At 67.8% G+C, this 23,641-nt stretch carries 20 protein-coding genes and 1 pseudogene; 17 read left to right on the forward strand and 4 right to left on the reverse strand.

Going from position 1 to position 23,641, the window contains the following annotated elements; all coding sequences use genetic code 11:
• Window positions 1–226: 226 nt before the first annotated feature.
• Window positions 227–751: a hypothetical protein gene (locus KY572_RS00750; RefSeq protein ID WP_224240190.1), complete on the forward strand. Its 525-nt coding sequence runs from the start codon at window positions 227–229 to the stop codon at window positions 749–751.
• 62 nt (window positions 752–813) lie between these two features.
• Here KY572_RS00750 and KY572_RS00755 read toward each other — a convergent pair whose 3' ends face one another.
• Window positions 814–1,701 carry an EamA family transporter gene (locus KY572_RS00755; RefSeq protein ID WP_224240191.1) on the reverse strand — a complete coding sequence of 296 codons (888 nt, stop codon included), beginning with the start codon at window positions 1,699–1,701 and terminating at the stop codon, window positions 814–816.
• Between the two features lie 124 nt (window positions 1,702–1,825).
• On the opposite strand from KY572_RS00755, the gene KY572_RS00760 reads away from it, so the two are divergent.
• From KY572_RS00760 to KY572_RS00770, 3 genes are all read left to right on the forward strand, one after another.
• Window positions 1,826–2,779, forward strand: a complete 954-nt coding sequence (locus KY572_RS00760; RefSeq protein ID WP_224240192.1) for an MBL fold metallo-hydrolase — start codon at window positions 1,826–1,828, stop codon at window positions 2,777–2,779.
• A gap of 219 nt (window positions 2,780–2,998) precedes the next feature.
• Window positions 2,999–4,210, forward strand: a complete 1,212-nt coding sequence (locus KY572_RS46920; RefSeq protein WP_263451264.1) for a collagen-like triple helix repeat-containing protein — start codon at window positions 2,999–3,001, stop codon at window positions 4,208–4,210.
• 96 nt (window positions 4,211–4,306) lie between these two features.
• Window positions 4,307–6,238 (forward strand): serine protease, encoded by a 1,932-nt coding sequence (locus KY572_RS00770; protein ID WP_224240193.1) that lies wholly within the window; start codon window positions 4,307–4,309, stop codon window positions 6,236–6,238.
• A 62-nt stretch (window positions 6,239–6,300) separates the two neighbouring features.
• Here the strand turns inward: KY572_RS00770 and KY572_RS00775 are convergent, their stop codons facing one another.
• Window positions 6,301–6,507: a glutathione S-transferase family protein gene (locus tag KY572_RS00775; protein WP_224240194.1), complete on the reverse strand. Its 207-nt coding sequence runs from the start codon at window positions 6,505–6,507 to the stop codon at window positions 6,301–6,303.
• Between the two features lie 393 nt (window positions 6,508–6,900).
• Between KY572_RS00775 and KY572_RS00780 the strand changes: the two genes are divergently transcribed.
• The 4 genes from KY572_RS00780 (at window position 6,901) to KY572_RS00795 (ending at window position 10,290) form a co-directional block, all read left to right on the forward strand.
• Complete coding sequence (locus tag KY572_RS00780; protein WP_224240195.1) at window positions 6,901–8,010, forward strand: sensor histidine kinase; 1,110 nt, start codon at window positions 6,901–6,903, stop codon at window positions 8,008–8,010.
• A gap of 203 nt (window positions 8,011–8,213) precedes the next feature.
• The gene (locus KY572_RS00785; RefSeq protein WP_224240196.1) at window positions 8,214–8,666 is read left to right on the forward strand and encodes a DoxX family protein; all 453 of its coding nucleotides are present in this window, start codon (window positions 8,214–8,216) and stop codon (window positions 8,664–8,666) included.
• A gap of 50 nt (window positions 8,667–8,716) precedes the next feature.
• Window positions 8,717–9,505 (forward strand): alpha/beta fold hydrolase, encoded by a 789-nt coding sequence (locus KY572_RS00790; RefSeq protein ID WP_224240197.1) that lies wholly within the window; start codon window positions 8,717–8,719, stop codon window positions 9,503–9,505.
• Window positions 9,506–9,534: 29 nt separating this feature from the next.
• Window positions 9,535–10,290, forward strand: a complete 756-nt coding sequence (locus tag KY572_RS00795) for a YciI family protein (protein WP_224240198.1) — start codon at window positions 9,535–9,537, stop codon at window positions 10,288–10,290.
• Window positions 10,291–10,372: 82 nt separating this feature from the next.
• Here KY572_RS00795 and KY572_RS48020 read toward each other — a convergent pair.
• Window positions 10,373–10,594 (reverse strand): annotated as a pseudogene (locus KY572_RS48020) (DNA glycosylase AlkZ-like family protein); the annotation flags it as partial.
• 294 nt (window positions 10,595–10,888) lie between these two features.
• On the opposite strand from KY572_RS48020, the gene KY572_RS00805 reads away from it, so the two are divergent.
• The 7 genes from KY572_RS00805 to KY572_RS00835 all read left to right on the forward strand — a co-directional run bounded on the left by KY572_RS00805 (window position 10,889) and on the right by KY572_RS00835 (window position 20,532).
• Window positions 10,889–11,437 carry a PAN domain-containing protein gene (locus KY572_RS00805; protein ID WP_224240199.1) on the forward strand — a complete coding sequence of 183 codons (549 nt, stop codon included), beginning with the start codon at window positions 10,889–10,891 and terminating at the stop codon, window positions 11,435–11,437.
• A 458-nt stretch (window positions 11,438–11,895) separates the two neighbouring features.
• Window positions 11,896–13,161 (forward strand): tyrosine-type recombinase/integrase, encoded by a 1,266-nt coding sequence (locus KY572_RS00810; RefSeq protein ID WP_224240200.1) that lies wholly within the window; start codon window positions 11,896–11,898, stop codon window positions 13,159–13,161.
• A gap of 661 nt (window positions 13,162–13,822) precedes the next feature.
• Entirely contained in the window at window positions 13,823–14,011 is a 189-nt protein-coding gene (locus tag KY572_RS00815) for a helix-turn-helix domain-containing protein (RefSeq protein WP_224240201.1), read from the forward strand.
• A 1-nt stretch (window position 14,012) separates the two neighbouring features.
• A complete protein-coding gene (locus KY572_RS00820) occupies window positions 14,013–16,484 on the forward strand; it encodes a bifunctional DNA primase/polymerase (protein WP_224240202.1) in 2,472 nt (823 codons plus the stop codon).
• A gap of 255 nt (window positions 16,485–16,739) precedes the next feature.
• Window positions 16,740–17,324 carry a hypothetical protein gene (locus tag KY572_RS00825; RefSeq protein ID WP_224240203.1) on the forward strand — a complete coding sequence of 195 codons (585 nt, stop codon included), beginning with the start codon at window positions 16,740–16,742 and terminating at the stop codon, window positions 17,322–17,324.
• A gap of 435 nt (window positions 17,325–17,759) precedes the next feature.
• On the forward strand, window positions 17,760–18,662 hold the full coding sequence (locus tag KY572_RS00830) for a DUF2381 family protein (RefSeq protein WP_407659859.1): 903 nt from the start codon (window positions 17,760–17,762) through the stop codon (window positions 18,660–18,662).
• Between the two features lie 22 nt (window positions 18,663–18,684).
• Complete coding sequence (locus KY572_RS00835; RefSeq protein WP_224240204.1) at window positions 18,685–20,532, forward strand: serine/threonine protein kinase; 1,848 nt, start codon at window positions 18,685–18,687, stop codon at window positions 20,530–20,532.
• A gap of 70 nt (window positions 20,533–20,602) precedes the next feature.
• Here the strand turns inward: KY572_RS00835 and KY572_RS00840 are convergent, their stop codons facing one another.
• Window positions 20,603–21,220, reverse strand: coding sequence for a hypothetical protein (locus tag KY572_RS00840; RefSeq protein WP_224240205.1), 618 nt, complete (start codon window positions 21,218–21,220; stop codon window positions 20,603–20,605).
• A 571-nt stretch (window positions 21,221–21,791) separates the two neighbouring features.
• On the opposite strand from KY572_RS00840, the gene KY572_RS00845 reads away from it, so the two are divergent.
• Both KY572_RS00845 and KY572_RS00850 read left to right on the forward strand, forming a co-directional pair.
• A complete protein-coding gene (locus KY572_RS00845) occupies window positions 21,792–22,955 on the forward strand; it encodes a serine/threonine protein kinase (protein WP_224240206.1) in 1,164 nt (387 codons plus the stop codon).
• Between the two features lie 246 nt (window positions 22,956–23,201).
• Window positions 23,202–23,513 carry a helix-turn-helix transcriptional regulator gene (locus KY572_RS00850; RefSeq protein WP_263451266.1) on the forward strand — a complete coding sequence of 104 codons (312 nt, stop codon included), beginning with the start codon at window positions 23,202–23,204 and terminating at the stop codon, window positions 23,511–23,513.
• Window positions 23,514–23,641: the final 128 nt, after the last annotated feature.

The following is a 23,641-nucleotide window of genomic DNA, read 5'->3' on the forward strand; positions in this document are numbered from 1 at the left end:
CCAGCATCGAGGTCCGCCCGTGGGCGCCGCCGCCGACTCCGCCTCCGGCCCCTCAGCCCTGACCGCGCGTCGCGGCGCGGCAAAGGTGCTGGCGCAAGGACTGCGGCTCCGGTGCAGGGTTCCGACTACACCGGAATGACATCTGTTACTGGTTAACCTGTGCTGACGGGCTCCAGGTCGGCGCTAGGATGCCGAGCGTCTCACCCCCCTCTCCCAGGAGACGAACATGATGAAGCGTTGGCTGAGTGCAGCGGTCCTCGCGGTGGCATTCGCTGTGAGCGCCTGTGGCGGCACGATCGAGGCGGACGAGTCCGAGCTGTCGTCGACGCCCGAGAACGTGGTGGCGCAGCCAGGAGAGGTGGAGCAGATGCTCCCGCAGTGTGACGAAGAGGGCCAGTGCCCCGCGGGGTTCTACTGTGTGGGCGGCCCGTTCGGCCTGTGCCGCCGCGGCGTCGTCGAGGCGCTGCTCCCGCAGTGTGACGAGGAGGGCCGGTGTCCGACGGGGTTCTACTGCGTGGGCGGCCCGTTCGGCCTGTGCCGCCGTGGCAACGTGGAGGCGCTGCTCCCGCAGTGTGACACCGAGGGCCGTTGCCCGACCGGCTACTACTGCGTGGGCGGTCCGGGCGGCGTCTGCCGCCGCGGCATCATCGACGTGATGGTCACGCCGTGTGACGCCGCGGGCCAGTGCCCGACGGGCTACTACTGCCTGGGTGGCCCGGGCGGCTCCTGCCGCAAGGGCGTCATCCACTAGCAGCCATCACAAGCTGGGCTCCGGCTGGAGCTGGCTCGGGGAAACACCCGGGCCAGCCTCCCTCAAGCCTCCACGGGCGGAGGCACCCGGCGCGCGGTGAGCGCGGTCCCGGCGGACGCGGCGCTCACCAACACCAGCGCCAGCCACTGCGTCACGGTGAGCTGCTCCCGCAGGAACACCAGGCCCGAGAGGGCCGCGGCCGCGGGCTCCAGGCTCATCAGGATGCCGAAGGTGCGGCTCGGCAGCACCCGCAGCGCCATCATCTCCAGGGTGAAGGGCACCGCACTGGAGAGGAGCGCGACGGCCAGCCCTCCCGCGAACAACGGAAGCGTCAGGCGCGACGCCAGTCCCTCCGCGAACGAGAAGGGCAGGACCGTCAGGGACGCGAACAGCATCCCCGTCGCGACGCTCTGCCCTCCCGGCAGCACCCGGGACACGCGCCCGCCGAGCACGATGTACGCCGCCCAGCATCCCCCCGCGACGAGCGCCAGCACCACACCCAACAGGTCGAGCGCGCTGGCCTCCCCCTGCCACGGAGCGATGAGGGAGATGCCCGCCGCCGCGAGCACCGCCCACAGGAAGTCCAGGGCGCGCCGCGAACCGGACACCGCGAGCGCCAGGGGCCCCACGAACTCCAGCGTGACGGCCAGCCCCAGGGGGATGCGCTGGAGCGCCATGTAGAAGGTCAGGTTCATCGCGCCGAGCACCACCCCATACGGGATGACGGCGCGCCACTGCGCGCCCGTGAACCGCCCGAGCGATGGCCGGAACACCGCGAGCAGCAGGAGCGCGGACAGCCCGATGCGCATGCCCGCCGTGCCCGCCGCGCCGAGCGCCGGGAACAAGTCCTTGGCGAAGGCGGCGCCCCCTTGCACGCTCACGACCGCCAGGACCACGGCGGGGATGGGGGGCAGGGTCCAGGGAGGACGGACCGAGGGTGCTTCACTCATGGCTTCTGCTATATGGTGCCGCCGGACGTACGGCCACCCAAGACGGCGACGCTCGCGTGGCGGCCACGGCTCCTGGCCAACCCGGCGGAGCGCGTCGAGCCTCCGTCAGCCCAGGACACACCCCGTGGAAAGACCTCGCTTGCAGCGGCACCCCGACGGCATCACGGCCATCGACACGGAGTACATGCGCCCCGGCATGGCGGCGGCTCACGTCATCGCGCACGAAGGCCGCGCCGCATTCGTCGACACGGGCACGACGCACTCGGTGCCGTATCTGCTCGCCGCGCTCGACGAGCTCGGCCTCGCGCGCGAGGCGGTCGACTACGTGCTCCTGACCCACGTGCACCTCGATCACGCCGGCGGCGCGGGGCGGCTCATGCAGGCGCTGCCCAACGCTCGCGCCGTCCTCCATCCGCGCGGCGCCCCGCATATGGTCGATCCGACGAAGCTCATCGCCGGCTCCATCGCGGTGTACGGCGAGGACGTGTACCGCGAGCTCTATGGCGAGCTGGTGCCGATTCCCGCCGAGCGCGTCATGACGACCCACGACGGGCAGCGCCTGAGCCTTGCGGGCCGCGAGCTCGAGCTCCTGCACACGCCGGGGCATGCGCTGCATCACCACACGATCGTCGATCTGTCGCACCGGAACCTCTTCACCGGTGACACGTTCGGGCTGTCCTATCGCGAGCTCGACACGGAGAGCGGCGCGTTCATCGTCCCCACGACGACGCCGACGCAGTTCGACCCGGAGCAGCTCATCGCCTCGGTGGATCGGCTGCTCGGCTACGCGCCGCGGGCGCTGTACCTCACGCACTACAGCCGCGTCACCGACGTGCCCCGGCTCGGGGAGCTGCTGAAGCTGCAGATCCGCGAGTTCGTAGCCATCGCGCTCCGTCACCGCGACGCCGCGGACCGCCATGAGGCCATCTCCGCCGACATGCGCGCGCTGTGGCTCGGGCTGCTGCGCCGTCACGGCTGCATGCTGTCCGAGGAGCAGCTCGACGAGGTGCTCGGCGGGGACCTCCAGCTCAACACGCAGGGGCTGATCGCCTGGCTCGACCGCCAGCGCAAGAGCTGAGGCCGGTGTCCACGCGGCGACGGGCTCGAGGCGAGCCAGCGCGCCCTCGGCATCCCCTCGATGCGACGGTTCGGCATGACACGTGTCTCCTCGGTGCTGCTGAAGACGAGGGACCGCCTCCACCCGGTGGATCGGTGGGAGGAGCCCTCACTCCCACCCTGGCGTGGGAGTGTGTCGTAGAGCCGAGTCACCATGAGTGAAGCTTTGTCGAGAGGGAACATGGACACACAGTCGAGGGCGGTTCAGTGGACCCGGTGGGCGCTTCTGGGAGCCCTGGCCTGGTCGTCGGCGGGTTGCTCCGCCGTGCTGGGGGCGCTGGCCGCGAAGGACGCGCAGGAGGCACGCGACCGCCAGGCCGCGGCCCAGGCGTCCGCCGAGGCGCAGCAGCTGAGCGCCAAGGACGTCGAGGCCATCGAGCTGGCCACCACGGACGGGAGCACGACGTACTGCCAGGGAGGAAAGCCACCCGCGTTGCGGCTGGTCCTCACGGGCAAGGGGAACCGACACGAGGGCGCCCAGGACGGCAAGGGCCTGCAGTACTTCAAGATGGTTCAGTGGAGCGCCAGCCTCGGCACCATCTCCGAGGGGGGCGAGTGGAGCTTCGTGGCCGACACGGCGAAGGCCGCGCAGCAGCCGGTGGTGATCACCGCCACGGCCGTGGACAAGCCCACGGTGACGGCGCAGCTCACGCTCACTCCGGACTTCAAGTGCGAGCGCGTCGCCAACTTCCAGGGAGAGGAGGGCCAGCAGGGCAAGCAGGGGCAGCAGGGTGCCTTCGCGCAGATCAGCTCCTCCACCCAGCGCAACGGCGGCAACGGGGGGATGGGCGGCCCCGGAGGTCCTGGGGGGCCCGGCAAGGATGCGCTGCCCGTCGAGGTGGCGCTGACGTACGTGAAGCACCCGGAGCAGGGCCAGCTGGTGCTCGTGCGGGTGAAGCAGGTGGGCGGCTCCAGGAAGGCCTACTACGTGCTGGATCCGGCGGGGCCTCCGCTGACGGTGGACGTGTCGGGAGGACGGGGGGGACAGGGAGGCTTTGGAGGGTCGGGCAACATGGGCTACCAGGGCTACAGCGAGAGCACCTCGGGCGAGTGCTGCAACGGCAACGGAGGGGATGGCGGTGACGGAGGCAGCGGGGGGCCTGGCGGCACTGGAGGCAAGGGCGGCGCCGTCACGGTGAAGTTCGACGGCAAGCAGGCTGCGCTCAAGGAGCGTGTCCGCATCGTGAATGGGCCGGGGGCCGCGGGGCCGGGAGGTTATGGAGGTGGCGCGGGCCACCCCGGCTCTGGAGGCAATGGCGCGCAGGGAGCACGTGGACAGGATGGCCGCTTCGGCAACAGCGGGCCCAGCGGATCCGAGGGCCATCCTGGCGTCGCCGGGCCGCCGCCACAGTTCGTGAAGGCCTCCCAGCTCTTCGCCAAGGACGAGCTCTAGAAGAGCGGGAAGTCTGGATTTCACTGCTCGTCAGAGTCTACAAGTATACCAGTACATGTAGCTCTGGCTGTGTTTCCCCATCCCCCAGGAGTCGTGATGAACCGAATCCGACTGGCCTGCCTGCTCGCGGTGCTCCCGCTGGCGGCCCAGGCCTCCCCCAATCCCTCCTCGAATGTCTGCGAGGCCTCCCAGCCCTCCGCTTCGTCCCAGCGCCTCACGAAGGTAGGCGAGGATGTCTACCAGCGCTTCGAGTCCGCTCACCCCTACGCCTCGCGCGACGTGAGCGCCCGCGGCCTCGTCCGGACGGACGTGCTCCACCACCCCGGCGCCGCGTACATCGCCCCGCACTTCGAGCGCCTGGAGTTGGAGGAGGGAGACTTCGTCGTCGTCCGCGCTCCGGACAACTCGCGCTCGTGGCGCTACGACAACTCGCACCCGGGCGCCCGGGATGGCTTCTGGGCCATCCACATCGCCGGTGACACGGCCATCGTCGAGCTGCACAGCCAGGACCACTCCGGCCGCCGCGGCATCCTCAACAAGCACGGCTACACCATCGACCGGTTCGCCCGTGGCTACACGAACACGGAGATGGGCATCGAGCCGAGGGCGCTCTGCGGCGCGGACGACTCGCAGTGGGCGCCCTGCTACGCCAGCAGCGATCCGGCCATCTACGGTCGCGCCCGTCCCGTGGCGCGCCTGCTCATCAACGGCAGCGGTGCGTGCACGGGCTGGCTGGTGGGCAGCCAGGGTCACCTGATGACCAACAACCACTGCATCGACACGGCCGCGACCGCGCAGAACACCAGCTACGAGTTCATGGCCGAGGGCTCGAGCTGTTCGACGAGCTGCGCGAGCTGGTTCGGCTGTCCCGGCACCATCATCGCCACCTCCGCGACGCTGGTGAAGACGGACGCCCCGCGCGACTACACCCTGGTCCAGCTGCCGACCAACCCCATCAACACCTATGGCTACCTGCAGCTGCGCGGCACGGGCGCGGTGGTCAACGAGCGCATCTTCATCCCCCAGCACCCGGCGGGCTACGGCAAGAAGATCGCCGTGCGGTCCACGCACGCGAATGATCAGTCCGGCTTCGCGGAGATCTACAGCCTCAACGAGGCGGCGTGCCAGTCGGGTGGGCCCAGCGACGTGGGCTACTTCGCGGACACGCAGGGAGGCTCGTCCGGCTCTCCGGTGCTGGGGCACAGCGACAACCTGGTCGTCGCGCTGCACCACTGCGCCAACTGCGCCAACCGCGGCGTGCCCATCCAGTCGGTGATCAGCCACCTGGGCAGCAGCCTGCCCACGTGCGCCCTGCCCGGCGCGAACTGCCCGGACTCCAACGGCGATGGCTCTCCGCCGCCGCCGCCTCCTCCGCCCCCGCCCAACTCCTATAGCTACAACGCGACCAACACCAACAGCGCTCAGCAGAGCACCGTGAACAAGGTGGTCGCCCTCACCGCGGGCCAGAAGATTACGGTGGGCACGTGCGGCCTGACGGGCGCCACGGTCTCGGGTGACTCGTACCTGCGGCTGTTCGGGCCGAGCGCCACCCAGGTGGCCGCCAACGACGACGCGTGCGGCGGCAGCGGCTCCAGCCTCACCTTCACCGCGGCCACGGCCGGCAACTACGAGATCCGCGCCGGCTGCTACAACAACACCAGCTGCGGCGGCACAGTGGTGTGGGACATCGTCGACGGCCAGCCCCCTCCCACGGGCAACACGTACACCTACAGCGCGACCAACACCAACAGCGCCCAGCAGAGCACCGTGAACCAGAGCGTCACGCTGGCCGCCGGACAGAAGATCACCCTGGGCACCTGCGGGCTGGCGGGGGCGACCTTCACCGGTGACACCTACCTGCGCCTCTACAGCCCGGCGAACGCGCAGGTGGCCTCCAACGATGACGCCTGCAGCGGCCGGGGCTCGAGCCTGAGCTTCACCGCCACCACGGCGGGCACGTATCAGATTCGTGCCGGCTGCTACTCGAACACGAGCTGCACGGGCACGGTGGCCTGGACCATCCAGTAGTCACGTGAGCCCTCGCCCCTCTCCCGAGGGGCGGGGGTGCGGGGCACCGCCAATCCCCGCGCTCAGCTCCTCCGCACCTGCGTGGAGGAGCCCGTGAAGACCGCCAGTTGAGCCTCGAAAGCACGCTTGAAGGCGGGCCGGGCTTCGCCGCGAGCGACATAGGCGGAAAGGTTCGGATATCCCTCCAGGATTCCCGTTCCGTCCAGCCTGCGCAGCACCATCACCATCAGCACATCACCAGCGCTGGTGAGATGAAGGAGCCCGCGCATCGGGCACCCCATCCTTTCGGGCAAATCCAGACCTATGAGGAAGGCGAGCTCGTCCTGCTCGAGTCAGGAGCGCTCGTGTTCCATATCGCCGAGCGCCACGGGGGCCTGCTGCCGGACGCTCCCCATGTAAGGGCGCGCGCGATCGCATGGATGTTTGCCGCGCTGTGGTGTTGGAGCTCGCCACGAGGCCCGCGTCCGACGCGTCGTAACAGTTCACCCTCCCCCATCACGAGGGAGGCGGCGAACTGTTACGACGGAACCGGCACGAGACCATGCAGACGCGGGCCTTGTGACGAGCGTCCATGACGAACATGGGGCGTGGGTGAGCGTCCAGGAAGGCTGATTCTTGTGTGTTACTCTTCCCGCAGCGCGTGCTGCGAAAGGGGCAGATCCATGCCGACCAAGGACAAGAAACCGCAGCCTGAGCGTGCCAGCACCGATGAAAGCCTGCGCGCGGAGCGCGAGAAGTCTGACCGTGAGTACGCCACCGTGCAAACCGCGATTGAAGACCAGGCGGATGCCGCCACCCGACAGGCACGGGCAGGGACGGATGAATTCTTACGAGCGACCCGCGAAAAGGCGGATGTGCGGCTGTCGCGAAGTGAGACGCCCGCGGAAACTCGTGAGAGCGTTGCCAGGGAGCGGGTACACGAGGATGCAGCCTTGCGGGGCGAGCGTACGACGGCTGACGCTGAACGACGAGACGAGCGCGCCGAGCGCAGACGCGCCCTGGATGCCCTCCTTCACCTGGAACGCGAGGAAACGGACCTGCGGTTGCTGATGGAGCGCACGCGCGCCGATGAGGGGTTATCGACGCGGGATCAGTTCATGGGGATGGTCAGCCACGACCTGCGCACGCTGCTCGGGGGCATTGCCTTGCAGGCGGCCTTGCTCAAGCGGGATGCAGCCGAGGACGAGGTGGGCAGGAAGACCGTACAAGCCGCCGAGAAGATCCAGCGCTTCACGGCGCGGATGAACCGGCTGATCGGAGACCTGGTGGATGTGGCCAGCATCGAAGAGGGACGGCTCCGTGTAGCCCCCGCCCTGCAGGACGCGACCGCGCTCGTGCGGGAGTCAGTTGAGGCGTTCCAACCTCTGGCCTCCTCCCAGTCCCTCTCGTTCGACGTGGAGATACGCGGGAACACGCTGATGGCGAAGTTTGACCATGAGCGCATCTTGCAGGTGCTCGCCAACCTGTTGAGCAATGCCCTCAAGTTCACTCCGCCAGGAGGCAGGATTTCGCTGCAAGTTGAGCCGGTAGGCCAGGACGTCCGCTTCTCCGTGACGGACACCGGTTCCGGAATCCCGAGCCATCAACTGGACGCTGTGTTCGAGCGCTTCTGGCAAGCGCGCGGCGAAGACCGGAGAGGGCTGGGGCTCGGCCTCTACATCTCCAAGGGCATCGTGGAGGCCCACGGCGGGCGGATTTGGGTCGAGAGTCAGCCCGACGTGGGCAGCACTTTCGCGTTCACGCTCCCGGGGGCTCCTTCCTCAGCGACATAAACGGGGCAAGTCGGCTCACTGACCTCTATCCGCCCCGCAGGGTGAGGTGGAACAACTGCGGAGGGTGAGGCGCAAAAGGCCCTGATTTCGGTCGGTTACGCCCACCGGAAGGACCCGGAACGGGCGATGTCGATTTTGCCCGGCCCCAGTCGACGTCCCGTTGAACCCGGGGGATTTGGCCCTCGGAGACACCGGAGACGTCCATGGAAGCCCTCTCGCAGCGTGACCTTCTCGATGTGAACTCCCTGCCTGGCGCCGGGGCCGTGACCGGCTCACGGAAGGCGCGGTGGACCGGGCGCCTGATGAGCGGCCTGGCGATCCTGTTCCTGGCCTTCGACTCGCTGGGCAAGGTGCTCCAGCTGGCGCCTTTCGTCCAAGGCACGACCGAGCTGGGGTTCTCGGCGGGTGCCGTCTTCTGGCTGGGGCTCATCCAGCTCGCGTGCGTCGTGCTCTATGTCCTCCCACGCACCGGGGGGCTGGGAGCCATCCTGCTGACGGGCTGGTTCGGCGGCGCGATCGCGACCCACGTGCGGATGGGGAGCCCTCTCTTCAGCCACACGCTGTTTCCCCTCTACGTGGCGGTGCTGGTCTGGGGTGGCCTCTATCTGCGCAGCCACCAGGTGCGCGCCCTCCTCTCGCCGCGAGTTCGTGAGTGACCACCTGGGCGAGCCGGCTTATGACGCCGCTCGAAGCCATTGGAGAAACCATGAACAAGGTCATCTCGAAGGACGGCACTCCCATCGCCTACGAAAAGTCGGGCTCGGGCCCTGCCCTCATCCTCGTGGACGGCGCCCTGTGCAGCCGACAGTTCGGTCCCATGCCGAAGCTCGCTCCGCTCCTCGCGAAGCGCTTCACGGTGTTCACCTACGACCGCCGGGGCCGCGGAGACAGCGGCGACACCCAGCCGTACGCGAAGGAGCGCGAGCTCGAGGATCTCGACGCGCTCCTCCAGGCGGCGGGGGGCTCGGCGTTCGTGGTGGGGCTGTCCTCCGGGGGCGGGCTCGCGCTCGAGGCGGCGGCGAGCGGGCTGAACATCCCGAAGCTCGTGGCCTACGAGCCTCCGTACGTCGCGGCGCACGACGCGCGGCATGCGAAGGCCAACCATGAAGCCCAGCTCCAGCGGCTCCTCGCCGAGGGCCGCCGTGGCGATGCCGTGAAGTACTTCATGCGGGACATGGTCGGCGCGCCGGGCTTCGTCGTCTTCATGATGCGGCTGATGCCGGGCACCTGGAAGAAGCTCACGGCTGTCGCGCACACGCTTGCCTACGACGCCAACATCATGGGGGACTTCAGCGTCCCGGCGGAGCGCCTGGCGTCGGTCCGGGTTCCGTCGCTCATCCTGTACGGCGGCAAGACGGATGCGAAGCTGAAGAAGGCGGCGGAGACCGTCGCGGACGCCGTGCCTGGGGCGCGGCGGGGCACGCTGGACGGCCAGATGCACAACGTCGACCCGAAGGTGCTCACACCGGCCGTGGTCGAATACCTCACCGCCTGAGCTCCACCGAAGGAAAGGAACTTCACTCGATGCGATTCATCGTGATGCACAAGACAGAGCCTCGCTGGGAGGCGGGCGCCATTCCGGATGCGGAGTTGATCGCCCGTGTCGGGAAGCTCATGGGCGACTTCGCGAAGGCCGGCGTGTTGCTGGGCGGAGAGGGGCTCCGCGCGAGCTCGCTCGGGGAGCGGCTGCGGAGCTCCGGTGGAAGACACACCGTCACGAAGGGGCCGTTCACGCCGGGCAACGAGCTGCCCGCGGGATTCATCCTGGTCCGTACGGCGTCCCTCCAGGACGCCAGCGCCTGGGCTGCGCGGCTGGCGAACATCCTCGGTGAAGCCGAGATCGACATCCGCCCGCTCACCGAGGCCTGGGACATTGGAATGGTGCCGGTGCCCCCCAAGCTCACGACGCACCGCTACATGCTGCTGTACAAGGCCGACGCCGAGTCCGAGTCCGGCCGCCCGCGCTCCGCGGAGCAGCGCGCGCAGCTCGCGGGCCTGCTCGAGGAGCTGTCGAAGGCGGGCGTCCTGCTCGCGCACATCGGGCTCCAGCCCAGCCAGCAGGGCAGGCGCTACACCTTCCGAGGCGGCAAGCACACGGTGATGGATGGACCGTTCGCCGAGTCGAAGGAGCTCATCGCCGGGTACGCGATGTTCCAGGCGGAGTCGATCGAGGAGGCCTCGGAGTGGGCGCTGCGCTACGGCGAGGCCGTGGGGCCGCCCGAGGTGGATCTGCGGGTGGTGGAGGAAACGCTGCGAGCTTCAAACCCGAATCGGAGCTAGGCGGAGGCGAGCTGCAGCTCTGCCCCACATCATCCTTGGCAAGCTCGTCCGCGTCGCTGCTCGAGGCAAAGAGGGCGGGCCCTCGGCTGGCGAAGTAGCGGCGAGTGAGCTCGGCCAGGGCTTCGTCACGAGAGAGGGGCTTCATTGGCGGCACGCGCTCGTCGAGCTGGGCATACGTGAACTGCCGGCCCTCGCGCGGTCCACTGCAGATGAGCCCCTCGAGCTCCGCCTCCATGAGGAGGTAGGCGAGCCGATGGCCCATTTGGCCATCGCGTATTCCTGCGCCTGCATCGCGCCGAGCCAGGCCACGACTTCATGTGGCCGGCGAAACCGGCGGCTGCCGAGGTGCTGGTTGGCCAGGCGGCGACGAATGAGGTCAGCGGTCATCATGAGGAAGGAGAAGCCCTCCGAGAGGGGCTCGTCTATCACTGTCAACCTGGAAGCCAACCCGACAGGGACAGTAGCTCGTAGCGGGCGCGAGCCTGCCGGGGCGCCTGGCTGGAGGGGCGTGGAGTTCAAGCTCCGGGCCCTCCCAGAGCGAAGTCACAAACCGCAACGTCGGCATCTACCTGCATGAGGCCTATGAACTGGGTGCGTCATGCGGATGGCATGGGTGTGGAGCGCGTTGATCCTTGCAGCAACACCGGCACTCGCCGTCGATGGCGTCGACCTGCCCGGCCGTGACTATGCGCGCTTCGCGGCACCCTCGGCGAAATCCTGCCGACTGAGCTGCGGCGGCGACAGCGCCTGCCAGGCCTATACCTGGGTCAAGCCCGGCTTCCAGGGACCGACCGGTATCTGTTACCTGAAGAATGCCGAGCCGGCGATCGTCAAGAACCCCTGCTGCGATTCCGCTCCGCGCCGGTTCATCACGCCGCGCGACATGACGCTCGAATCGCGGATCAACCGCCCGGGTTCGGACTATTTGAACTTCGCCACCATCGGCGGTTCGCACGATTGGGACCAGTGCAAGCAGGCCTGCGCCGACGACGACGCCTGCGGCTCCTGGACCTATGTCCGTCGCGGCGTGCAGGGGCCGCAGGGCCGCTGCTGGCTGAAGCGTGGGGTCGCCCGGCCGGTCCCCGATGAAAATACCGTCTCGGGCGTCAAATACCGGCCCCCGTCGCAGCGGATCGACCCAGGGTGACCGAGACACGCCCTCAGCCGCAGGCGAACACGTCGAGCGCGAAAGCCCGGCGCACCAGCCCGGCACAATCCAGCCGCAGTGTGCGCTCCTGGGTTGGCTCCAGCCTCGTCGCTGCCTCAGGGGGCTCACTGGCCTTTTCCGGCTTCGGCGCTGCCCCCGCTTGAGGGAACAGGCTCGGAGTATCCCGTCCGTGGGAGCCTTCGGGACGTAGCAAAGCGCGGACTACACACGTAGGGTCGAAGGGCCGAAGGCTTTCGGACGCGGGTTCGATTCCCGCCGCCTCCACATAACGGACGTTCGATTACGTCCGGCAGCATCCGACGGCATCCGCAAGGGTGCCGTTTTCTTTTTATTTCGGGCGTTTATGCGTCCGGGGTCATCTTGTCCTGTCCGGCTGCATCCGGCTACGGTGGGGGTACTGGTGGGGTACTCCACCGAACCGAACCGGGAGCGTTGCCATGGCTGGGGGTATCGACAAGCTGAGCGTCAAGGAGGTCGACGCGCACGTCAAGGAGGCGCGCGGCTGGCTCGCGGCCGACGTGAGGCCGCCCGAGGGGAAGAGCTGGAAGCTCTCCGACGGCGGGGGGCTGTTCCTCACGGTCACTCCGGCCGGTACTCCCGTCTGGCGCGTGAAGTACCGCTTTGGGGGGAAGGAACGACTGTTCGCCGCAGGCACGTACCCCCAGATTGGGCTTCAAGCGGCGCGCCTCGCGCGAGCGCGTGTGAAAGACGACCTCGGGAAAGGAAGGGACCCCGTCCAGGCCCGGCGTGTGAGCCGCGCCGCTGCGGTCACCTCCGCTGGCACCACGTTCGAGTCCGTCGCTGCGGCTTGGCTCGAGAAGAGTCGGCCCGGCTGGAGCCAGGCCCACTTCGACACGACCGCCGAGACGCTTGAGCGCTACGCGAAGTCGCTCAGGGGCTTTCCGGTCGCTGAGATCACCGATCCCATGGTGGGCACGCTGATCGAGCGCGTCGTTGTTGAGCGCGAGAGCATCGACACCGCACGGAAGTTGCGGCAGAGCCTCGCGGGCATCTTCCGCTACGCGATGGCGCGCGGGTTCTGTACCCGCAACCCGGCGGAGTCCTCCCGAGAGCTGATCCCCCGGCAGCGTAAGAAGGGCCGACGGCCTGCGCTTGAGGAGTTCGCCGCGCTCGGGGACATCCTGCGGAAGGCGAGCGCGGCGAATCTGTCCAGCGCCGTCCGCATGGCACACCGACTCTGCGCCTTCACCGCAGCGCGCGTCGGAAACGTCATCGCAGCCGAGTGGGCCGAGTTCGCAGAGCTGGACGCGGAGGTGCCAACCTGGGTCATCCCGCGCGCGAAGATGAAGGCCCAGGATCGCCACCACGACCACCGGGTCATCCTCGGGCCCGCGATCGCGGATGAACTCAGAGCGTGGCGCAGGGTGAACGGCTCAGGGCGCTGGCTGTTCCCGTCCCTCACGGACCCCAGCGAGCACATCGTGTCCGAGTCGCTCAGCAAGCTGTATCGGGTGACGCTCGGCCTCAAGGACAAGCACACGCCCCACGGCTGGCGCGCGGCGTTCGCCACGCTGGCCAAGGAGAACAAGTTCGATCCGGATGCCGTCGAAATGGCGCTCGACCACGTCCACGCGAGCGAGATTGTCCGGGCGTATGACCGTGGCGCACGACTGCCCGAACGGGTCCGCTTGGCGCACTGGTGGTGTGAACAGCTCGTGCGTGCTGAACGGGGTGCAGCGTGAGGGCAACGCGGCCGGTCGGGACGGGTCCCCTTACGCGGGATCAGGAGGAGGAGCTATCCCGCTGGTTGGCTACTGCGGGGGTGTTCACCGCTGATGAGATCGCGGACTTGGTTTGGGCCGTCCAGCATTGGATCCCTGTGGCCCGCTCATCATCGCGGGACGAAGAGCGCGAGCGTCGATACAGCCACTTTTCAGGGATGGTAGTGCATGCGCGAGCGCTACAGATGGCTCTCGCTTCTGAGCGGCCCCTCTGGGCAACCAAGGACATCAGTTGGACGACCTTTGAGGCAGACCTCGCTCGACTGATTGGCTCAGCAGAGGCTGAAGCTCAAGCGGCACGCCCAAGGATGACGCGCGGCCGACGGCCGGAAACTTGGCGTGATGAGCTGATTGCGCTCGTTCGCAGTCGCTACCCCGAGACGTTTAAGCGTGGCCTTCGAGCGCATTTCGAGGAAACGATTGCCCGGCTGCTCGGGTTCATCGGCGCTGACCCTGGTGACATCAAGGCTACGGTCCGTGACGTGCTGAAGCGCAATCCCCAGCCTCCATTTACGTTCCGCAGGGATTGAGGGGGAAAGAGGGGCGGAAATCGAGCTTTCCCCCGCGATTGAAGGCGTCCGAGTCCGTACAACGGTGGGTGTCAACGCTTGGAGACGCCCACATGAAAGACCGACTCCCCGAACCAGCCCGCTACTCGATCTCCGCAGCCTGCAACACCCTCGGGTACAGCCGATCGACCTTTTACGATCGCGTCCAGAAGAAGCTGATCAAGCTCACGAAAGACGGTCGCCGCTCCTTCGTCTCCCGTGAGGAACTCGAGCGCTACCTCAAGTCCTGCGAGCAGGCGTGACATGGGCGCCCCCTCCCGCCCCGAGCCGCTCCCCGAGCCTTCCAAAGACGACTTCAAGAACGACGCGCGCCGGCTTACAGAGCAAGGCTTGAAAGTCATCGCGGGGAATGGTCTGCGCCGCGGCTCCTGCACGTGCTCGCTCGGGCCCGAGTGCAAATCCCCGGGGAAGCATCCATGGTTCACGGAGTGGACGACGCGGATGCGAGACCTGGACGACCAGTGCGCGTTCATCGATCGCAGGCCCCCGGGGGAGGTCAATATCGGCGTGCTTGCCGGCGCGGCGTCGGGGGTCATCGTCCTCGACGTGGACCCGCGCAACGGTGGGAACGAGTCTCTTGCTGCGCTCGAAAAGAAACACGGGCAGCTCCCGCTGACGGTCGAGTCGCGCACGGGCGGAGGGGGCAAACACTACTACTTCCGGGTTTCCGGTCGCCCGGTGCCGGTGGGCTCCAACGGGAAGATCGCTCCAGGGATCGATATCAAAGGGGACCGTGGCTATGTCGTGGCGCCACCCTCGGTCAGCGGGAGCGGGCCCTATACCTGGATTCATGCTCCATGGGACGTGCCGGTAGCAGACGCCCCCGCGTGGCTCCTGGCGGAGATTGACCGGGTGTCACCGCCCAAGGTCGCGAATGATGACGCGCCCGAGCGGGGGCACTTCCCGCCAGCACGGGAAGAGGAAATCGAGGCCGCGCGAGAGGACCTCCGGCGACACGGGCCCGCCATCGAGGGGCAGGGAGGGGACAAGCACACCTTCGTTGCCTGCGCCATCCTGCTGAACGACCATGCTTTGCCTGTGGATCAGGCGGAACCGCTGATCCTGGAATGGAACAAGACGTGCCAGCCACCATGGGAAGAGCATGAGCTCCTCCGGAAGCTGCCCGGGGGGCTCAAGTACGCACAGCACCCCCGCGGGTACAAGCGCAAGCCTGTTATTCAGCTCGTAGCCGGCAAGCTCTCGGAGATCACCACGCAGGCAGAGCAGGCGCTTCTCAACGCAGGCGTCCAGGTATTCTCTCGGGGGGGAGCGCTCGTGCGGCCAGTGGTGGAGGAAGTGGAAGCGGCTCACGGGCGGCGCACCAAGGTTGCGCGGCTGACTCAGGTCACCCCGACGTATGCGCGTGATCTGATGTCGCATTACGCGACCTTTCAGCGCCGCAACGTTAAGAAGGATGGATGGGTCACCGCCGATCCCCCGGCCGAGGTCGCGCAAACATGGGTAGCGCGCGCCGGGGACTGGAAGGTCCACGCGATCGCGGGACTCATCACCACGCCGACGATGCGGCCGGACGGGACGATCCTCGACCGGCCGGGATTCGACCCTGCAACGCGCCTGGTGCTCATGGCTCCGCCGTCGATGCCCCCCATCCCCGACGCACCCACGCGCAGTGACGCGGCGCAAGCTCTCGGACTCTATTCGGATCTCCTGATTGAGTTCCCCTTCGCGGACGATGCGAGTCGGAGCGTTGGCCTCAGTGGGCTGATCACGCCAGTAGTGCGTGGAGCGTTCTCCGTTGCTCCCGCTCATGCGGCGACCGCCAGCACGCCTGGCACCGGGAAGTCCTTCCTATGGGACACATCTGCGGCCATCTGCATCGGCCAGCCCATGCCCGTCATGGCGGCCGGGCAGACCGAGGAAGAATCCGAGAAACGACTCGGCGCAGCGGTGATTACAGGTCAGCCTGTGATCGCCCTGGACAACGTGAACGGCGGGATCGGAGGGGATGCCTTCTGCCAGATCATCGAGCGGCCCGTGGTGGACGTGAGGATCCTCGGACGCTCCGAACTCGCCCGCGTGGAGTCGCGTTCCACGGTGTTCTTGACCGGGAACAACCTGCAGATCCTCGGGGATGCGACTCGGCGCGTCCTGCTGGCCCGGCTTGAAGCGAACATGGAGCGGCCAGAGCTACGTCAGTTCAAAAGCAACCCGGTTGAAAAGGTGCTGGCCGATCGTGGTCGGTACGTGGCAGCCGCGCTCACCATCGTTCGCGCCTACGTCGCAGCGGGTAAACTGGGGCTCGCGCCGCGGCTCGGCAGCTTCGAGGGGTGGAGCGACACCGTGCGGGGAGCGTTGATCTGGCTCGGGTGTGCTGATCCAGCGGCGACGATGGAGACGGCCAGGGCCGAGGATCCCTTGATGGTCCTGCTCCGAGCGACGCTGAGCAGTTGGGCGGCGCACATCGGTACGGGACGCTCTACGGCCAGGACTGCGGCGGAAGTGCTGCGCATCGCTGAAGGGCTCGAGACCGTGGAACAGTTCCGGAGGCCCGAGACAGCGGAACCGTTCCAGGCGCTCAGAGAGGCGGTCCTCGGAGTGGCCAGCAACCGGGGCCGGCCAGACGCGCGCACGTTCGGCAAGTGGCTGGCCCGTAACAAGGGACGGATCGTCGCCGGACTGCGCCTACAGGGGGAGGCAGATTCACATGGCCATGCCTCTAAGTGGTGGGTCGAGCCCCACGGGAACTGCGGTTGAAGCGGTTATCGCGGTTGGTTTTGAACGCAGATTGCTAACGATGAAACTAACACACATCACGATCTTAGGAATCACGGGCTGAAAACAACCGCAGATACCGCAGTAACCGCAAACGGTCTGCCTACCTCCCCCCACGCCTTAGGTTCTTTCCGGCCCCTGGGGACCTGCGGGTGCGTAGACGCGTGTTAATGGCCTTGGTGGAGGGTGACACACGTGTTGTCAAATTCGATGGCCTAGGTGACACTCCCCCGTGTCATGGGTCTTTCGCTGCGCGCCTACGCTCGACACCGCGCGGATCTCGGGCTCCCTGGGGGCTCGCTCCAGGCCGTTCAACGGGCGCGCGACCGGGGCCGGATCACCCTGGAGCCTGACGGCAGCGTGGATCCGGTCCGAGCTGACCGGGAGTGGGCCGAGAACACGGACTTGTCCGAGGCACCGGTGGCCGTGGTGGAAGCGCACGCGCGGGCGATCCCGGCGGAGACGCCGCCCCGGGCCGAGGGATCTTCACGGCATTTGCAGGCGCCCTCTACCACGCCGCCGCCGGAACCCGCGCCCCCGGTGGCGAGACTGACCAGCACTCTCACCGAGAACAACGCGGTCAAGGTTTACTGGCAGGCGAGGAAGGCGGAGCTGGAGTTTCGCGAGGCCGCGGGAGAGCTGGTGCCGGCGGCAGGCGTGCGCGCGGAGCTGGAAGACGTCTTCAGGAAGTGCCGGACGAAGCTCTTAGGTGTCCCGTCGCGAGCCAAGCAGGCGATGCCAGAGCTGACGACGGCGCAGATCGCGAAGTTCGAGGGCCTGATCCGCGAGTCGCTCGAGGACCTAGCCGCCGGTCAGTTCTGAACGCACGAATCAGCCCCGGCGCCCGGTGCCCCACCGGAACGGCGGAGCACATGGCAGCTCGGCCCGGTGCTGCGAGGCGGACAGATCGAGCTCGGCCCGTGGCGCGCGGCTGATGGCGCCAGCGCGGCACTGGCGGTGCGCGCGGCGGATAGCGCCAGCTTGACCCGGGGCACGCGCGCCGGACAGCGCCAGCTCGGCCCGGTGGTGCGTGCCTCGTGTCCAGGCCGCCCGCTGGCCCCGTGGCGCGCGCGTCCGCGTCGGACAGCTCCAACTCGGCCCCAGAGGTGCGCGCGTCCAGCCGCCCCAGCGCGGCCCGGTGGGGCGCTCCCGCGTCGAGGCAGGGGCGGCGGCGCGGATGGTCTGGGGCGCGGAACTTCGACGCGGGCGCCCTTGTTCGCCTGCTAGGCTGTGGGCCTACCTGGGAGGTTCCTCGCCTTGCTTCAAACGCGCTCCGCGCCTTTCGCGTTGGCCTCCCTGCTGGTGGGCCTTGCCGCTACGGCACTGGCCGCGCCCGCAGGGCGCTCTGTCGTGCTCACGGGGAAGGCTGGCGAGTCTCCGGTGATCTACCTGGCACCTGATGCCCCGACGCTCATCCTCCTGGATGCGCCGATCGTGCGTGAGTCAGTCCAGGTGGAGGGTCGCGCCCGTTTCGCTGTGGTGGACGTGGGGGATCGCACCGTCACGCTCTCGCCCGCAGCGGCGCTCGGGACTGGCGAACGGCTCGCACTGCGAGTCACCTACCGCGAGGGGTTCCCCTCTAGCGTTGTGTTCCTGCTCACAGGGGAGCCGGGCAAGGCGGATACCGTGGTCAACGTGCGCCGCCCGCAGCAGACCGTGGAGGCGTGCCGCGTGGAACTGTCCGCCACGCGCGAGCGGTGCGAGGCGCAAGCCAAGGAACTGGAGGAGTTGAAAGCCCGGCCTCCAGCGGTGAGCCCGGCAGCGGTAGTGCTCGCGGGGGTCGTGGACTTGAAGGGCATGAGGGGGGAGGACTTCGGGCGCGCGTGCTTCGATGTGCGCGGCGAACTTCGCCCCGTAGAGTGCAGGGGGCTCGGAGCGTCAACGTGGACCGTGGTTGTGCTCGAGGTGAGCAACACCGGAGCGGAACCATGGGCGCCCGCGTGGGCCGAGGTGACTCCCGCAGCGGGAGGGGAGCCGCGCCGCGCTCGCGCGGTGCTCTCTAGGCAAGCAAGCATCCCCCCAGGGGGCGCGGTGAGCGTGGCCGTTGAGGTGGAAATGCCCGCGCGAGAGCCGGGGGAATGGCTGCGCGCGGTGCACGCGCTGCGCGTGTGCAACGGTGACGGGAGCCGCTGTCTATCCGTTCCCCAGGTGACGCTGTAGCAACGGGCGAGAGGTGCTCGGCATGGTGGCTCAAGTGGATCCAAGGGACCTCAGACCCGGCCAGATGGTGGACGGCTGGCGCATCGTCCGGAAGATCGGGGCGGGGACCTATGGCGTTGTCTACGAGGTGGAGAAGGACGGCCAGCGCTTCGCGCTCAAGGTGGCCTGCAACCGGGAGCAGAGCGGAGATCCACGGCAGACGGATGCACGCGCGAAACGTGAGGCGGCCTGTCTCCAGCAGCTCAACCACCGCTACATCATCCGCATGTGGGCGCAGGGCCGTTGGCCGGATCCTCGCTCGGGCTTTCTCTACATCGTCCTGGATTTCGTGGACGGCTACACGCTGGGCCAGTGGGTAGCGCGGACCTACCCGACGCCACATGAAGTAGCCGTTCTGTTCCGCAAGCTGTTTGAGGCCCTGGAGCACATGCACGAGCGGGACGTGTTCCATCGGGATCTGAGCCTGCGAAACATCATGGTCACCAAGGGCGGCGAGCCGGTGATCATCGACTTTGGCGCGGCGGATTACGCGGCAGCCGAGGAGTTGACGGATGCCCCGTTGCCCCCGGGAACACCGCGCAACCGCAGCCCGGAGGCTCAGCGCTTCTGGAATGAAAACCGGCTCAACCCGGAGGCCCGTTACCCCTTCAATGCGACCGATGACATTTTTGCGCTCGGAGCCGACCTCTACGACGTGCTGACGGACCCCACGCCTGAGCGCAGCAAGGTGCGCCCCCCGCTCGGTGACGCGGTGCCACCTCCTTCCCCGTTCAAGGTAACCCAGGGGCGCGTTCCAGAAGTGCTGAGCAGCTATGCGCTGATGCTGATCCACGGCAAGCCAGAGGAGCGGCCCGCGACGGCGAAGGATGCGCGGAGCCCGCTGGAGGAGTTCGCGCAATTCGAGGGCCCGGAGTGGCACAGCACCCGCGTTCACCCGGTAGCTGCGCAGCTTCCGCCAGCACCCGCCGAAATTGCACCTGGGCAGGTCGAGGCCCCGCCAGTGCCCATCCCCTCCCATCCGTCCGCCGTGCCGGTCGCGGGGGCGGGTGCGCTGAACCGTCTGCGCAAGGGGTGGCTCCGTCCGGCATTCGTCGCGCCGCTGGCGCTTGTAGTGCTCGTGGCAGCCGTCGCCGCCTTCGTGCTGCACAGGCCCGCGCACCCGGAGCCGCCCCCCGTGGCCATGGGCGCCCCAGCGGATCAACCCCGACCCTCGAGCCCGCTGGCCGAAAAGCCGACAAGCCGCCCCGCTCAGTTAGCCTCGCCGCTCCCTACCCAAGAGGAGGCGACCCCTTCCGTGAAACAACCCGACAACTCCCCAACGCTTACCAGCGGGGTACCAAACCCGCCGAAGGCTAGCCCCCGGCGTGTGCTCTCGAAGGCTGAGAGGTGCGCGCTACTCCTGGCCTCCGTCGCGTGGTTTCAAGCGGGCTGCCCCGGTGTGCAGACGCGCCCCGATCCCGAGGATTGCCCCGAGGAAGCCATTAAGGCGATGAAGGAGCTGGGTTGGTCCACCTATCCCGGCCATGGGTCACAGCTCTTCATCCTCGTTGACGTGACCAAGGGGAGCGTTGAAGAGGCGCGCGAGCAGCCCTTGACCGTCTGGAAGGATGGCCCCGTGACGGGTGCGCTGATCAGGGCAGAAGAAAGGGCGCCTGCGGGGACGCGACTGGATGGGCACCTGTGGACGACAGGAGATCGCATCTATGGCCGCTATCTCCGCGCCCACCTCTCAGGCGGGCGCACCGTGCCGATCTGCGTCGAGTTGAAAGACGGGGGCAATCTGGGAGTGGACAAGCGTGAGGGCTCGAAGCCCGGCGCCCCTGTGGGCTCTAAGGTGGCCGACGGTGTTGCAGTTGAGCGGTGGCGGTGAGCCGCGCCCGGTGGAGCTATCGCACGTCGGACAGGTGAAGAGGGGCCCGTGGAGCCTCCCGCGTCCAGGCTCACCTGCCGGGCCCGCCTCGCGCGTCCAGGCTCACCGGACCGGCGCCCGAATTGGCTCCGGCTGGCGCAAGGTCGAGGTCTTCACGGCCGATGATGGTCAGGACGCGCTCACACGTCTCTACCGCAAGCTCCAGGCGGTTGGCAAAGGCGAGGTCCGCACCATAGTCTTGAAATCCGGGGGCGAGCCCATGTCGTTCGATGAGGTCGAGGACACGCAGAGCGTCATCGGGGGCAACACAGGCTAGGGCCGCCTGCCGATCCTCCGGGTCGGCAAGGTGCAGTTCTTGGCGACCATCGGCGTTCTTCCAGGGGGTCACTTCTATTGTCTGGGCACCACCGCGCCGGGTTGCCGTGGTGCTGATCGCCGACATGATCTGCCTAAGTGCCTTGAACTCGCCCCCAGCCAGATCTTGGAGAACTTGCCCCAGGCTCTTGAAGAAGCCATCCGGGCGCTGGTTGCGGTACGCGAACGTTAGCTGTCCAAGAGCGGGAATGACCGCAGGGTCCAGGGCGTCCATCGCCCGTCTGTAGTTCTGGAAGATGACTTCGGCGAATCGTTCGTCGCCCTCAAGGCGCGCGAGCGCCTCCGGGTCGCCTGATTCGAGCTGTGTGGCCACCTCCTCCTCGAATTTGGATGTCCTGCGCTGGGCGCGACTCGCGGCAGCGCTACGCACCGCCGCGACCCCGGTCTTGACCGCAATCCCAAGGGCTGCCCCTGCGGCGCCAAGGAGCGGACTTGCTGCCAGGGCACCGACTACGACACCAGGGGCCGCCGCAGCCGCCTCCTCAGCCATGGTGGCCACCCACCCGGGTACCGTCTTCTTGGTTGGATCGCTGGGCTCGCTCATGAGCGGACGGTAACGGACATGGGATCTCATTCCAATGGTCGTTCCCCGTGCTGGTGACGGGTGCTCTTGTAAAGGAACTTTTGCTTGCCTATCTAGGCCCCTGGAGCCCTGCGCGTCGGACAGGTGAACCTGGGCCGGTGCAGGGCCACACGTCCAGGCGGCCTACTGGGGCGTTCCGCTGATGCTGTAGCTCAGGCTCGCGCCGCTCCCAACCCCCGGCGTCGTTCATCCTGCTAGCACATGCCGGGTAGTGTTTCGCTCCGTTGCGCGGCGCCCTCTTGCGCGCTGCGAGGAGTTGATCCGCATGGCCACTGCAAGGCTCCCCTGGAGCGTCCCGGGCGTGATTCTCTTCTCCCAGGGCGAGTTCTCGTATGAGGTCGATCTGTCGAGGGGGTTGGTCGAGGACTTGGCACACTCGAAGTTGGGGGAGCGGACCTTCCTTGCGTGGGAGCGCACGACCGCGCAGCGCATCCGGCCGGTCATCGTCCGCAGCTTGCCCCCTACGTCATCAGGGGATCTGGAAGCGCTCGACAGGGTGCGCTTACGGCTCCGCGAGGAAGCACGTCTGGCCACCTACCTGCAACACCCGAGGATCGCCCGAATCTTCGGGATCCATGAGGTCCAGGGCGTTCTCTACGTGGTGTCCGAGGTTGTCGAGGGCACTTCGATCAACACCCTGATCAGCTATTCGAGCATGCGCGAAGCACCCTTTTCCCCCGCGTTCTGCATGTACGTGGGTGCCGAGATTGCCAACGCCCTGCATTACGCGCACACCTGCAAGGACGAGAGCGGCGCCCCGCTGGGCATCGTTCATCGAGACGTGAACCCCGTTCGCCTCTACCTGGGGCCGGAGGGTGAAGTCGTGCTGACGGACTTCGCCCGTGCACGTTCCCTGCTCCCGGGGCGGGTGGAAACGACGCTCCCGCGCCCTCAAGGTGACGTCGCCTACTGCTCACCAGAGGCGCTTCTCGGCGAAGAGACGGATCCACGCTCGGATCTGTTCGCGCTCGGGCTGGTGCTGCTGGAACTGGCCACCTTGCGCCACCTCTACAGCACGGGCAATGCACGATCCGAAGACTTGGAGGCGGCCCTAACACCAGCGGTCAAGGATCAGGTTCTCGACGCCGCAATTACGGCAGCGGAGGCAGACCTTCCGGCCCATGCGGAGGACTGCATCCTGCGGGCTGCCACGTTCGCCCCGCAGGACGTGGAGGAACTCACCGAGCCGCTCCAGCCCCCGCTGCGCTCCATCATCCGCAGGTTGATCCAGCGCAAGCCGGAAGATCGCTATCCGTCGGCGGCTGCGCTGGAGGCGGATTTGCGGGCGGGCCTCGCCACACTCGGCGCTCCCTACGGAGCCAAGGAGGCGCTAGAGGAGGGCCGCAATTCACGCGACGGGGCGAGCATGAATCGGCGCGTGATCGGGCCCACGAGCGAGGATCAGTTGCCCCCCGTCATCGTGGCGGAGGAGGACAGCATCACCAGGCGGGGCAGGACCGACTAGCCCCCGTTTTGGCTGTAGCTGTCCATCGCTGGCCCCTTGCGGCCTCAACCCATCCGGCGGGACACCGCCCGAAGGTCCATCCTTATGCCAAGAGCCCCCGCGAAGACCCCCGCCGCTGCACGCACCCGGCGCCCTCCCGCGCGCGCCCGCAAGCCGTCCCCTCTGCCTCGACACATCGAGATCCGACAGCGCCAATTACAGGCCACCCTCAGTGCAGCCTTGAAGCAGGCCCGCAAGCGAGCGGGAATGACTCAGGCAGAAGTCGCTGAATCCATCGCCACTCACCCGGAGGTGTACGGGCGGATAGAGCGGGGGGGGATGATGCCGAGCGTTCCCACGCTGCTGCGCCTCTGCCTGATTCTTGGATGCGGGCCGCATGAACTCATGGGGTTCTCGGAGCTGGAGCCGTCGCAGAGCGTCCCCGGAGCAAGCATGGTGCCTCCCGGCCTCAAGGACACGCCGGAGAAGCGGCGCCTGTTGCGCCGCCTCGCTCGCCTGGACCGTCCGAGGATTAGGGCTCTGGCGCGCTTGGCGGCCTTACTTCTCCCGGGACAGTGAGGCGCAGCGGAAGCGGGCCCGCATGCACGAGGTAGCCGGTGGATGGGGCTGGGCAGCATGTGCCCCCGCCAGGTATCACTTCGGTATCTTTCGGCGCCCGCGGGCCCCCCGCGTGGGCATGTGGTGAG

This window comes from Hyalangium gracile (assembly GCF_020103725.1).
In the GTDB taxonomy this organism is placed as follows: Bacteria; Myxococcota; Myxococcia; order Myxococcales; family Myxococcaceae; genus Hyalangium; species Hyalangium gracile.